General features: G+C 61.7%; 12 protein-coding genes. 8 read left to right on the top strand and 4 right to left on the bottom strand.

What is annotated here, in order from left to right; all coding sequences use genetic code 11:
• Nucleotides 1–118: 118 nt before the first annotated feature.
• Nucleotides 119–2431, bottom strand: a complete 2313-nt coding sequence (locus AB7F41_RS06485) for a ComEC/Rec2 family competence protein (RefSeq protein ID WP_428406473.1) — start codon at nt 2429–2431, stop codon at nt 119–121.
• A 171-nt stretch (nt 2432–2602) separates the two neighbouring features.
• On the opposite strand from AB7F41_RS06485, the gene AB7F41_RS06480 reads away from it, so the two are divergent.
• The 3 genes from AB7F41_RS06480 to AB7F41_RS06470 all read left to right on the top strand — a co-directional run bounded on the left by AB7F41_RS06480 (nt 2603) and on the right by AB7F41_RS06470 (nt 5374).
• A complete protein-coding gene (locus tag AB7F41_RS06480) occupies nt 2603–2965 on the top strand; it encodes a DUF983 domain-containing protein (protein WP_428406472.1) in 363 nt (120 codons plus the stop codon).
• 340 nt (nt 2966–3305) lie between these two features.
• On the top strand, nt 3306–4685 hold the full coding sequence (locus AB7F41_RS06475; protein ID WP_428406471.1) for a tyrosine-type recombinase/integrase: 1380 nt from the start codon (nt 3306–3308) through the stop codon (nt 4683–4685).
• A gap of 353 nt (nt 4686–5038) precedes the next feature.
• The gene (locus AB7F41_RS06470; protein WP_428406470.1) at nt 5039–5374 is read left to right on the top strand and encodes a hypothetical protein; all 336 of its coding nucleotides are present in this window, start codon (nt 5039–5041) and stop codon (nt 5372–5374) included.
• 223 nt (nt 5375–5597) lie between these two features.
• Here AB7F41_RS06470 and AB7F41_RS06465 read toward each other — a convergent pair whose 3' ends face one another.
• On the bottom strand, nt 5598–5828 hold the full coding sequence (locus tag AB7F41_RS06465) for a type IV toxin-antitoxin system AbiEi family antitoxin domain-containing protein (RefSeq protein ID WP_428406469.1): 231 nt from the start codon (nt 5826–5828) through the stop codon (nt 5598–5600).
• Nucleotides 5829–6186: 358 nt separating this feature from the next.
• Here AB7F41_RS06465 and AB7F41_RS06460 point away from each other — a divergent pair, with 358 nt between their 5' ends.
• The 4 genes from AB7F41_RS06460 to AB7F41_RS06445 all read left to right on the top strand — a co-directional run bounded on the left by AB7F41_RS06460 (nt 6187) and on the right by AB7F41_RS06445 (nt 8609).
• Complete coding sequence (locus AB7F41_RS06460; protein ID WP_428406468.1) at nt 6187–6810, top strand: class I SAM-dependent methyltransferase; 624 nt, start codon at nt 6187–6189, stop codon at nt 6808–6810.
• A 90-nt stretch (nt 6811–6900) separates the two neighbouring features.
• A complete protein-coding gene (locus AB7F41_RS06455; protein WP_428406467.1) occupies nt 6901–7590 on the top strand; it encodes an SOS response-associated peptidase in 690 nt (229 codons plus the stop codon).
• 101 nt (nt 7591–7691) lie between these two features.
• Nucleotides 7692–8255: a hypothetical protein gene (locus tag AB7F41_RS06450; RefSeq protein ID WP_428406466.1), complete on the top strand. Its 564-nt coding sequence runs from the start codon at nt 7692–7694 to the stop codon at nt 8253–8255.
• Between the two features lie 159 nt (nt 8256–8414).
• Nucleotides 8415–8609 (top strand): hypothetical protein, encoded by a 195-nt coding sequence (locus AB7F41_RS06445; protein ID WP_428406465.1) that lies wholly within the window; start codon nt 8415–8417, stop codon nt 8607–8609.
• A 639-nt stretch (nt 8610–9248) separates the two neighbouring features.
• Here AB7F41_RS06445 and AB7F41_RS06440 read toward each other — a convergent pair.
• Both AB7F41_RS06440 and AB7F41_RS06435 read right to left on the bottom strand, forming a co-directional pair.
• On the bottom strand, nt 9249–9752 hold the full coding sequence (locus tag AB7F41_RS06440; RefSeq protein ID WP_428406464.1) for a hypothetical protein: 504 nt from the start codon (nt 9750–9752) through the stop codon (nt 9249–9251).
• A gap of 3 nt (nt 9753–9755) precedes the next feature.
• Nucleotides 9756–10817, bottom strand: a complete 1062-nt coding sequence (locus AB7F41_RS06435; protein WP_428406463.1) for a helix-turn-helix domain-containing protein — start codon at nt 10815–10817, stop codon at nt 9756–9758.
• A 149-nt stretch (nt 10818–10966) separates the two neighbouring features.
• On the opposite strand from AB7F41_RS06435, the gene AB7F41_RS06430 reads away from it, so the two are divergent.
• Nucleotides 10967–11878 carry a nucleotidyltransferase domain-containing protein gene (locus tag AB7F41_RS06430; protein ID WP_428406462.1) on the top strand — a complete coding sequence of 304 codons (912 nt, stop codon included), beginning with the start codon at nt 10967–10969 and terminating at the stop codon, nt 11876–11878.
• The last annotated feature ends 105 nt before the right edge of the window (nt 11879–11983 follow it).

Raw genomic sequence — 11983 nt, 5'->3', positions numbered from 1 at the left:
GAGGAATGTCGCTCCCGACGCGCTTGCGCGCGATTGGGACTTCGGGACCAGCACGCCGTTTCAGGTCAGTCCTTCCGCCTGCCTGGAATGACAGCCGGAGATATCGCGCCGCGAGGCTTCATTCGAGCGGCTCCATCGCGCGCGCGTCTTCCTCACTGCGCTCTTCGTCGCTGAGCCGCGCCGTAAATCCAGGCTTGCGACGCACGTGCGGCGCAGGCGACCATGGCCGATCCTCATCGACGGCCCGCGCAGTCGTCCATTCCACCGCATCTCCTTTGAAGCGCAACGACACCGCGCCCGTTTCGCTCAGCTTGCGGCGATCGATCACAATCGGCGCCGCGCAGCCGAGCGGCGCATAACGCGGCGTGACGACCACGGCGGCGCGCGCGCAATCTTCAAGGAACGCGCCGCGCTCGGCGATGAGCGCGACGAAGCGGCCGTCGACCGCCTTCGCCACGCAGCCGCTGGCGTCGCAGGCGACCCCGTTCCTGGCGTCCGAAGCGGCGCGCGCGTCGCCGTCCGCCCGCAGCCATTGTTCGGCGGCGAAAACGCTCGCCCGTTGACCCATCACGGCAAGCTGGCCGGACGAGAGGCGCAGCGCCGCCGATTCGCCCGTCGCCAGCACGGCCAGATCAAAGGGCGCGCCGCTCCTCGCGCCCATTGCGCCGATAAGGGCGAGCGGAATGGCGAGCGCGCGCCACGCCCATGTCCGCCAGAGCACGAGCGACAGGACTGCGAGCGCCAGAAAGAGGATCGCCCAGGGCGCAAAGGCCTTGACCGGAAGACTCGCGCCCGGCGCGCTGGCGATTAGCCCTGCGAGATAGGTCACGAGGTCGATGCCCAATTTGAGATAGCGCCAGATGAATCCGTCGAGCCCGAAGGGATACAGCGCGGCGCCGACGAGCGCGCAGGGCACGGCGAAGAATTCGATGATTGCGAGGGTCAGCGGATTGCCGATCAGCACATAGGGGCTAAGCTCGTGGAAATCATTCGCCATGAAAGACGCGGTCGCCGAGGTCGCGCAGAGCGTTGCAAAGATCGCGGCGCCCGGTCCGTGCAACAGGCGTTCGCCGACGCTTTCGCGCAACGCGCCCCACCATCCTCGCGGTGCGCGATCGTCGATGCGGCGCCTGGCGATATATTCCCCGCGCCACTCATAGACCGCGATCAAAGCCGCCACGGCGGCGAATGAGAGCTGAAAGCTTGCGCCAAGCAGCGCCTCCGGCTCGAAGGCGATGATGAAGAGCGCGGCAAGCGCCAGATTGCGCATCGAAAGCGACGGCCGGTCGAATAGAACCGCCGCAAGCATGATCAGCGTCATCACCAGCGCACGTTCGGTGCCGACGCGCGAGCCTGTGCCGATGTCGTAGAGAATGGCGCCGATCATGGCGACCGCGGCCGCCCATTTCTTGATCGGATAATTGAGCGCAAGCGTTTGCGACATCGCCAGCAGACGGCGAAAGCCGACGAAGAATATGCCGGCGACGAGCGTCATCTGGACGCCGGAAATGGTGATGATGTGAAATATGCCGGCGCGGCGGATGAGAGTCTTGGCGTCGTCCGACAACAGATCCCGCTTGCCCGTCACCATTGCGGCGGCGATCGCGCCGGCGTCGCCTTCGATGATTCGATAGACCCGCATCGCCAAGGCGTTGCGCATGCGATCGACGCCCGCGAAAAAACGCAGCGAGAAGGGCGCCGGATCAGGCGGCGGCATCGTCTCAATTCGTCCCAGCGCGTTCCCGACCCCGCCAATTCGGGCGAAAAACGCGTCGCGGGCGAAATCATAACCGCCCGGGAGCGCCGCCCGCGCCGGCGGCATCAGCCGCGCCTTGAAGCCGATGAAGTCGCCGGCGGAAAAACTCGGGTCGCCGCGCGTCGTCAGACGCACCCGGGCAGGAACGACGTCGTCCGGAAAACCTTCGGCGCTCGCGACGCGCAGAATGAATCGCGCGCCGGCGCGGCGCAGATCCACCTCCTCGACAAAGCCCGTCAATTCGCCGACGCCGATTCGCGGAACGATCGGCGCGGCGACCCGCGCCGTCCGCCAGGCGCCAGACGCGAAGCCGCCGACGAGAAACGCGAGCGCCAAAATAAGCGCGTGGGCGCGCGCATGGCGGCGCGTCCGCATCGCCAGAATCGCGAGCGCAGCAAGCGCGCCGAAGCAAAGCGCCAAAGAGGGTTCGCGCTCGGCGGCAAAATAGAGAACGACGCCGCCGCCCGCCGCGACGATCAGCCAGAGAAACGGTCGACGGAGCGCCCGCTCCTGCTCCAGCGACGCCCGCAGAATTTCGACCGCGCCGCGCATGCGCAGCGAAAAGGCGCGCGAAGAAACGCGTCCGCCTTCGTGCCTTTCAGCCGTGCCTGAAACGTCCTTCAAGAAATGCCCGGTCCCGCTCAAATGCAGGAACAGCTTAACGCCAACCGTCACCCCTGTCTTGCCCGGCCCGACCGCGCGGACCGCGCCGCGGCATTCGACGATTGCCTGCGGCGCGACAAGACACTATCCCCTTAAATCAGAGCCAGATTCACGCCCGAGTCCAACCCGCAACGCGATTGCGCGCGATGGCGCTGCGATCGCAGTCATCTCCGTTTGGCGCCAATGAACAGCGATCCATCATCGGTCACGACCCTGCTGCGCGGATTGAGGCGCAAATGTCCGAACTGCGGCGTCGGCGATCTCTTTGCGGGCTACCTCAAACCGCGCGATTCCTGCGCGCACTGCCGGGAAAGCTTTGCGAGCCTCAATGCCGATGACGGCCCGGCATGGCTGACCGTCGGCGCGGTGACGATTGTCGCCGTCTCGCTTCTCTTCGCATTGGAAAGCAGCGGCCGTTACTCCTACGCGGTCGAAATGGTGATCGTTCTACCGACGACGATCGCGCTCGCCTTGCTCCTGCTGCCGCTTGCGAAGGGATTTTTCATCTCGGCGCTCTGGCTGCTGTCGAGGAAGCCGAATTCATAGCTTGGCGCTCGGCGACGAGTTGGCTGCGCGAAGTCACGACTCGGGAAGCCGCGAACGTCATTGGCGATCGTAGCGGACAGGCGGCCGAAGCGAAACGCGTGACGCCGCGCTCAAACGAAAACAGCCCCGCATTGGGGCTGTTTGGACGCGTTGCTGGTTCGTTGAAGTTGGTTGCGGGGGCCAGATTTGAACTGACGACCTTCAGGTTATGAGATAGTTTAGGCTACCCTACCCTACTCTACGATACTGTTCTCAATAGCCGCCAATACGCCCATAGATGCATGAAGCGACTTGATTTTTCCGCTATCCAGATCAACCTCTTCCTACGACGCGGCACGCCATGACTTTCCTCGCGGTGCTTCCACGGTGCTTCCACGGGGTCACAGGACGCGGGCAGCGAGACGGGCGCGTTGATTACATTAACGGGTGGAATGTGCCAAAGGCGAAACTCACGAAACGGACGGTCGAGTCTCTCAAAGTCAATGAGAAGGACTACATAACATTCGACGCGGAACTACCGGGCTTCGGCGTGCGCATCATGCCAAGCGGAAAGCGCTTCTTCCTCATACAGTATCGTCGGCATGGGAGGACGCGGCGGGTCATGATTGGACAATTCGGTCCGGTTACAGCAGAGAACGCGCGACGCGAGGCGACGCGTTTACTCGGGCAGGTGCGCGGCGCTGGCGGGGATCCGGCGGCGCAACGAGATGCCGAGCGGCTGGCGGTGACGGTCAAGGAGCTCGGCCAACGGTTTTTAAAGGAGCACGTTGCGGCCCGCTGCAAACCCTCGACTCGATGTGAGTATCGGCGGTCAGTCGAGCTGTTCATAGACCCATTCTTCGGGAACCGGCGGGTCCGCTCGCTGCAGCCGGCCGATATTGCCGAACTGCATGGCTCAATGGCGCATATTCCTTACCAAGCCAACCGAACGCTCGGCGTGCTCTGTAAGATGATGAACCTAGCCGAAACATGGGGAATGCGGGATCGGCACACAAATCCATGCGAGGACATTGAGCGCTACCCCGAGCACAAGCGTGAGCGGTTCCTGTCGGGCAACGAGCTCCAGCGGCTCGGGAGTGTATTGGCCCAGGCCGAAACCGAACAAACGGAAAGTCGATATGCAGTCTCGGCCTTCCGCCTCCTTCTTCTGACAGGGTGCCGGCTTTCCGAGATCCAAAGGCTCGAATGGCGACACGTTAACATTGACAATGGGGAACTGCGTTTGCCCGACAGCAAGACCGGAGCGAAGACGGTACATCTCGGAGAATCGGCATTGGAAGTCCTACGCGACCTGCCGCGCGTGCCCGGCAACCCTTATGTGATCGTCGGCAAGAGAGAGGGGGCGTATTTGAGTGATCTTCAACATCCTTGGCGCCGCCTGCGCGCAGCCGCAGGTCTTGATGGCGTACGCATTCACGATCTGCGGCACACCTTCGCCTCGGGTGGCCTCGCGGTCGGCGAAGGACTGTCGATGATCGGTAAGCTACTTGGCCACACGCAAATTCAAACGACGGCCCGCTACGCGCATCTTGCCTCAGATCCCATGAAGGCCGCTGCCAACAAAATCTCCGATCGGCTAGCCTCAGCACTATTTGGCGCGCCTGAAGAGCGAGGCTCGAAGGAACCCGCGCCTGAGCAGTCGGACGAGCAATTGGCGTCCGCCCCCCGACGGATAGGCGACCGTGCAGTGGGCATGATCGCGTGCGAACCGCGCCGATAAAGCTAGTCGCGCTAGCGTTATTGGTTGGTCGGGGGTTCGAGTCGGAGGAGCCCTACCGCCTTCCCCACACTACCCAAATTTACGCTATCGTCTCCGATCATGCGCATAAGGCGATCGGGTCGGGCTGAAAACCGAGGCCCGCGTCACGCCTCGCACGACTCCCATCGCCTTGCGTTAGTATTCTCGGAGCCTGTCGAAGTCGCATAACCTTTTGCGTCCGTCCTCCTCCTACCGTGCATGCTCGTCGAGAAACCGGCGGCACGCATGAAAATCCTGCTGCCGAGTCCCCATCGTCATAACCGGCCGGGCTATGCAAGCATGAACACGGGCGATTCGAAATCGGGGCTGCAAAAATGAATGCCAATCGATCGAGTGAACCACGTTTCAACATCGTCATCTGGAAGGGCGCGAAGCAACTCGGAACGCTACGAGATCGCGACGCCAGCCGGGCGCGCAGCAATTTCGGCGGCGTTGTGGCGCGCTATAAAAATTCCACCGACAATCACCGGGTCGAACTTTACGACGGAGCGGACCTGATCGAGGCCTGGTCGAGCGAGGACGGACACAAGGCTCCTTCCGCGGAGACGCCTGTCCCTGCCAGTGAAAAAATTCATCGCGAGGGCGAGTGCGTCGGGCGGGCCATTTCGATCCCCTGTCAGCTTGTGCCATCACGTTCGGCGAAAGCGTGAGCTCGCGTGAGAAAGTGGGAGATTCTCACGTCTCTCACGCGCCGCCGTGCTTCCGCTTCCCGGATCCGCTCGCCGACGATCTCGGCGAGGTCCACGCCTCCACGCTTATCCCGGTTCCGGCGCGTTGCGTTGAATGACGGAATGCCGATGCTCGTCTGAGGTTCGCTTCTCGCGGTTGGCGTCGGCAAAGCGGACCATCCACAGTTGACCACAATGCGACGATTCAAGCAGCCTTCGCAATGGCGGCCTGATACCGCCCGTAGCCGACCTTCACGAGCAGACCCTCCTCGCACATCCTGGAGAGATAACACCGCGGAATGCCGGCTTCCGTTAGCTCGCGGGTCCGCACCTCGCCCCGTTCTCGCGCCAGAGCAACGGCGCGATCCCGGAGCGATGGCGGCGGACCGCCGGCCAGGCGTAGCGCTTCTGCGCGATCCCGGTCGCGCTTGCGCATCTTCGGCGACTGTGGCGCATCCCGGCGGAGGGTTATAGCGAATTCATATTTCTCAGTTTCGTCGACGCCTGGTAGCCATTAAAATCAATATGTTACGGCAGAATTCACCGCCCTGTCCTGCCGACCATCGCCGATCTTCGCGCCGAGGGCGTCGCGGGCGCGTGGGTCTGATGTGTCGGTCTGGGTTGCGCCCATCACGGCAGGCTCGCCTTCGACGCCATGCGCGGGGTGCCTGAGACGCCGTTCATCGCGTTGGCGCGGTCGCCCGCTTCTTCTACTCGCAGTGGGATCGCGCGACGTGCATGTAATGCCAGACTGGCCGCCTTATCGGTCACGGGGGTGACGACGGGATTTGGCAATGAAAACAACCTACCTGCAAGCGCATTGGGAAAATCTTTACGCCACCAGGAGCGAAACCGAAGTCAGCTGGTTCGAGGAAGTTCCGGCTCAATCTCTTGAATTGATCGAGCTTGTCGGCGCGCAACCGGCATCGGCCATCATAGATGTTGGCGGCGGCGCGTCTCGACTTGTCGATAACCTTCTGGCGAAGGGCTTCGAGAACATAACCGTGCTGGATTTATCAGCCGCCGCGCTAAACTCAGTGCACGCCCGACTCGGCGACAAAGCCGATGCGGTGAAGTGGATTGTCGCCGATGCGACGGAGTGGCGACCGACAGAAACTTACGACATCTGGCATGACCGCGCCGCCTTCCACTTCCTGACCAATGAAAGGGAACAGCGCGCCTATATCCACCGGCTCAAGCAAGCGCTCAAACCGGGCGGTTACGTGATTATCGGGACGTTCGCGCTCGACTGTCCCGAAAGGTGTAGCGGCTTGCCGTTAGCGCGACACAGCGCCGAAAGCCTTTCAACCCTTCTCGGCTCCGACTTTACGCTTATCGACAGTCGCCGCCATCAGCATGCAACGCCCTGGCATGCAGTGCAAAAGTTTCAATTCAGCACGTTCGGGCGTGTCGCATAAGTTCGGAGCCGGTCCGCCCAGTACGCCCTGATGTTGATTTCGGCTAACGACCTTCGCCACATCGTTGCGTCAACCTGGTATGCTCCCGTCATGTGCGGACGTTTCACACAGCATCTCTCCTGGGAAGCGCTTCACCGGCTCGCTGACCTGATCGGCCAACCGCGCAATCTGGCACCGCGCTACAACATCGCCCCGACGACCAGAGTTGAAGTCATCCGCCCTGCGGGGGGCGGCAATGAGCTTGTCCCGATGCGCTGGGGGCTCGTGCCGTCATGGTGGAAAAAGCCGCTCAACGAACTTCCTTCGACGTTTAACGCCCGCGCCGAGACGGTCGGGGAAAAGCCGATGTTTCGCTCAGCGTTCGAGTCGCGTCGCTGCATCATTCCGGCGTCGGGCTTCTACGAATGGACCGGCAAGCCCGGCGCCAAGACGCCACATTATTTCAGCGCGCGAAGCGGCGCGCCGCTGGCGTTTGCCGGATTGTGGGAAACTTGGCGCGATCCTGAGAGCGACGCGGCGGTAGACTCGGCGACGATCATCGTCGGACCGGCGAACGATTGGATGAGCCGTTTTCACGACCGCATGCCGGTGATCCTCGAATGGCGTGACGCCAACGCTTGGATGGCTGGCGGCGATCCCGACCCATTGTTGCGCCCGCCGCCCGAGGACGCCTTGCAGGAATGGACCGTCTCGCCGCGCGTCAACCGATCGGGCGCTGGCGACGGCGATCCGGCGCTGATCGAGCCGCTCATGTGTGACGTAATGTTCGGGCGCGTGTGAGGCTCCATGTCTGTTGGTAGCGACTGGATGTTTCCTCGAAGGTTGGGACTGGGTAAGACGCCGATATCATATACCGAACAGCCCGATGGATGCCGCAAAAAATGCACGATGAACTGAGACAACTCCTCAAAATCGCTGGAGCTGCATTAGAGGCAGAAGATCAATTTCTCCGTAAGGCAATCGCCAGCAATCCAGTCGCATATCATAATGAAAAAGCTGGTATTTTGAGGTTCAATAACGAACACTACTATCAATTCGTTGTTGCGCGCGCGCTTGTATCCTCCCTCCGGTTCGCTGCCTCTATCGAAGTCACCTCCAACGATTTGGTGCTCAAAGACCCAAACAGCCTCAACCGGTTCGCGGTGGTCGAAATGAAAAGGTGGATGAGCCCCACCCACGAGCGGGAACTAGCGCATATCCACTATGATGTCGGCAGACTTCGATCAGCTAGCGACGCCGAGCACGCTTTCATGCTTGTTTTCTCAGCGAACAGCGACGATACGACCGAGACACATATCGGGTGGCTGGCCGATGAACTAAAGTATCCCGCTATCAAAGACCTTGAAGCGCGGCATTGCTTTCGAACATTTGATATGAACGGCGATGAGGTGGAGTTCTGGGTAACTGGTTGGGAAATTGATCGCACGAGCATTGCTTCCGGGTAACGTTACCTGCAGCCCCATTCAGACCTTCCGCTGATATGTTGGGCCCGGTGATTGCCGGAAATGATTCCTTCTGACGTCGGGCGGGCGACGAGTTTCTCGACAACCGCCGCTACTGGACAACGTTTAGGACAACATCGGCGAAATTTCGTGGGGAGCGACATGGCGAACAAGACGCTGGCCGACTACGCACAGGAAAAATTGAAAGAGGCGAGCAGGAATTTGGGTTTGGCGGCGATCGACTTTTCAATCCCCGACGAGCAGCTCATAGAAATGCGCGATACCGTCCGCCGGCAAGCCGCCGAGGCTCAGCGCCTACAAAAGAAAAAGGGACTTCTCGGCTTCTTGGGGCTCTGACGGCCTCGCAACGGCCTGTCCCCGTCACCCTGCCCCCCGCCCCCCTCTCGCACGAAGAAGCCCGGTCGTCGCCGGCCGGGCTGAAGTTAGTTTTCGGTTGAAAGGATCGACGCCTGTCGGCAGGCGTCAGGTTGATTCGTAGAGACGCCGAGCGACGTCCGCGAGCGCGAACCGGCCGCGATAGTTAATGCTATGCTACCGCCAGTTCGACGGCAGAGGAGCGCTGGGGAAAAAATGCAGAAGGTCGCGCGGTCGAATGTTTTCGTCGCCCTATTCGCCGTGATGATCACCGGCGCTTCCGCGGGCGAACCGCCCAACTTCAAGGTGTGCCAGAGCACCTATGCTCTGTGCACAGCTGCGCGATGCGCGGCTGTTTCCCGCGCCAAGGGCGTCCTATCATGCGCCTGCGACGTGAAGACTGGCTATTCGCTTGGGCTGGAGGCTTGTCAGGATCCAACTGAAACTAACGAGGGCGTGCAGATCAAGTCCCGCTATTTTCCTGTTACGAGCTACGCGGTCTGCACCAATGCGAGGTTTTGGGCCTTTTGCTGCCACCTTGGCCTCCCTACTCCCTTTCAGCAGCGAGCAACATTTTGAGTTGGTAGTAGCACCCATGACCCAGACGCCAGGCCTGCGATGTCAGTCCGATGAGGTTGTCGCATAGCGAGCCAGACGCCGTTTCACATCTGCAGTTGGCAAGCGGCAGCGCGGGTGCGCAGAAATTGCCGTCAGGCAAGTATGCAAGCGGCCGTTGGGCACATGCCGACCGGCTTCGAACTGATCGAAAAGCCATAGAACGCCGTGAACATTGAGCCCGGTCGAAACGGCAAGCTTGCGGAGACTGCCGTCGCCGGTCAAAAGAGTCCAGCCGCGAACCGTTGCCAGCGAGAACGCGAACGTGTCCGGCACCGAGAGAGCTGAATTCGCCCGGCGCACAGATGTCGCACGCGCAACTTCGTCAGACGTCAGCTCCTCGACACGCAAGCCCCAGGCAACGAGTTGCTCGCCAAGCGCCCCTTTCAGTTCACGGTGAAACAACAGGTCGGGAACGGCAAATTGGAAGGGCAGCCGAAACAGATCCTGCAGAAGCGAGCCTCGCTCCAGGTCGATGATGACCGAGGTGTCGGAGACGAGGACACGCAAGGATCAGGCAGCTCCCTGATCCAGGCGCGCCTCTAGTTCGCGGACCGATATATCGAGAAGCTCCGCCGCCCTCGCCTCTCCGATCACTTTCTCGGCCAGCGCACGATAGCATAGCCGCTCAAAACGCTTCGGCTCCTCCCTCTCTGCGGGGATCGTTGCCGGTTCTTCATAGGGTGGCGAGCGCCAGCCGCGACTCGTGAACACACGATAGAGCTGGGAGAACGCGGGTCCGCTGATGATCCCGAGGTCCTTGCAACGATAAGCGATCGCCTGAATGCTGGCGCCGAAGCGTCCCTTCAGGGCGACAAGCTCGCCGATGCTGATGGACGATCGATTGGCTCCGACTTCGGCGCGGATGGCATCGGCCGGCATCAAGAAGGCGCCGGCGAAACGATGCGCGGCCTTTTCAGGATCGACGCTTTGGCCAGGCGCTATCACCATGTGTCCAAGCTCATGGGCCAGGTTGAAGCGCTTGCGCTCTGACCAGGTATTCTTCCGGACAACGATCACGCGAGCCGCCTCGCGGTCCTTGCGCCGGACCTTGGCCGCCAAGCCGTCAATGTCGTCGAGATCGAGAGACAGAATCTTGATGCCCCGTTCCTCCAGAAGCTCGGCAAGCTTCGGGATTGGGTCATTGCCAAGGCCCCAGTCGTCACGGACTGAACGCGCGGCGTCTTCCGCGTCGTGCAGATCGTTGACGGGGTGCGGCGCGCTGCGCGGCTTCTCCCAGTCGACGCTGCGCATCCGCAGGAGATCCTCGACGGCAAGATAGCGCTCCAACAGGTGAATCGTGCGCGCCTCGATCGTCGCCTCTTCACGCGAGGACGGCACCCTCTTCCGGAACTCGATGCCCTCGAGCACGAGTTCCTCGTCGCTGAGCAGGTAGTCCTCCGTAACGCCGAGGGCCTGCGCGAGCGCAATCAGCACCCGGGAGCTCGGCATGTCTTCGTTGCGTTCGTATTTTCCGATCGCCTGTGCCGTCACCAACCCGCCGATCCGGGCCGCCAATTCCCGCAAGGAAAGGCCGCACGCGGCGCGGGCCACCTTCAGTCTGGCTCCAATCATGTCCGATTCCCCTTTTTCCGGAGAGGTTTACATCTTCACGAAATAATCTGCAATTTGTAAACCGCCAGACCTTGCCGAAGTTGAGCCACCTCACCATCTCTTAAGGAAGATGGCGGAATTCGCCACCCGGTTTGTAAACCGAGGGTTCAATGAACGAACACGCACGCTTTCCCGGGGGCCGCGCGCCCATCGATCCTTTGCTTGATCCACTTGACGCGATTCTCGCGGATATCGCCATCAACTGCCAGCTTCCGCCCGGCCTGTTCGCCAAAGCAACCGGCCGCTACGAGGCGGTCCGGACCTATATCGAGCGCCCCGACAGCCCTTTGGCGGGAAACGTCATCTGCTTCTACCCGCAGGGCTCGATGGCCATTGACGCCACGATCTCCACGCGCGGCACGGACGACGAATACGACCTCGATATCGTCGCCGAGCTCGACATTCCGGAGTGGATGACGCCGAGCGAAGCGCTCGATCTCCTGGAGAAAGCCCTCAAGAACTATCCGGTGAAGGTGGTGAGGCAGACCCGCTGCATCACGCTACGCTACGCCGACAACATGCACCTCGACATTACGCCGTCCCGGCGGCTGAGGACCCCCAAAGAGCGGGAAAGCGTCATCTTCCACGCGAAGAAGGGGGAGCCGACGCACAAGCACACGTCGGTCGCCATGAACGCCTGGGCGTTCGCCGAATGGTATCGGCGTCAAACTCCGACCGAGGAGCGTTTTGCCCTCGCCCTCAACAAGCGCCTCTACGCGGCGGACGGCATGGAATTCGCCGCAGATGCCGATGTTCACGAGGTACCCGAACAGACTCCCCTGATCATCAAGAGCGTGACCACCGTTGGCTTGCAGCTCATCAAGCGCTTCCGCAACGTGCTCTATGCCAACGAATCCGGCCGGATCCCGCCGTCGGTCATGCTCTCATGCCACGCCGGCCATGCTGCGAGCCCGGGCATGTCGCTGTCTTCGACGGTGATCCGGCAGGCGCGCTGGACGGCCCGCGCTATCGACGCGGCGGCGAGCCGCGGGCGTCTGCTCAATGTCCGCAACCCGGAATAGCACGAGGACTGCTTCACGGACCGCTGGCCGGAGAGCCAGGCGCAGCAGACGGAGTTCGCGCGCGTCCTGCACGATCTCGCCAATGGACTCGAAGCCATCAAGAAC

The sequence above is a fragment of the Methylocystis sp. genome, assembly GCF_050251305.1.
GTDB lineage: Bacteria > Pseudomonadota > Alphaproteobacteria > Rhizobiales > Beijerinckiaceae > Methylocystis.
The sequence above is the reverse complement of the archived record's forward strand: the minus strand, read 5'-3'. Positions and strand labels throughout refer to the sequence as shown.

Coding starts and splice junctions, on each gene's coding strand:
- AB7F41_RS06480 (WP_428406472.1), top strand. CDS start 2,603: ATGAACAGCGATCCATCATCGGTCACGACCCTGCTGCGCGGATTGAGG.
- AB7F41_RS06475 (WP_428406471.1), top strand. CDS start 3,306: ATGACTTTCCTCGCGGTGCTTCCACGGTGCTTCCACGGGGTCACAGGA.
- AB7F41_RS06470 (WP_428406470.1), top strand. CDS start 5,039: ATGAATGCCAATCGATCGAGTGAACCACGTTTCAACATCGTCATCTGG.
- AB7F41_RS06465 (WP_428406469.1), bottom strand. CDS start 5,828: ATGCGCAAGCGCGACCGGGATCGCGCAGAAGCGCTACGCCTGGCCGGC.
- AB7F41_RS06460 (WP_428406468.1), top strand. CDS start 6,187: ATGAAAACAACCTACCTGCAAGCGCATTGGGAAAATCTTTACGCCACC.
- AB7F41_RS06455 (WP_428406467.1), top strand. CDS start 6,901: ATGTGCGGACGTTTCACACAGCATCTCTCCTGGGAAGCGCTTCACCGG.
- AB7F41_RS06450 (WP_428406466.1), top strand. CDS start 7,692: ATGCACGATGAACTGAGACAACTCCTCAAAATCGCTGGAGCTGCATTA.
- AB7F41_RS06445 (WP_428406465.1), top strand. CDS start 8,415: ATGGCGAACAAGACGCTGGCCGACTACGCACAGGAAAAATTGAAAGAG.
- AB7F41_RS06435 (WP_428406463.1), bottom strand. CDS start 10,817: ATGATTGGAGCCAGACTGAAGGTGGCCCGCGCCGCGTGCGGCCTTTCC.
- AB7F41_RS06430 (WP_428406462.1), top strand. CDS start 10,967: ATGAACGAACACGCACGCTTTCCCGGGGGCCGCGCGCCCATCGATCCT.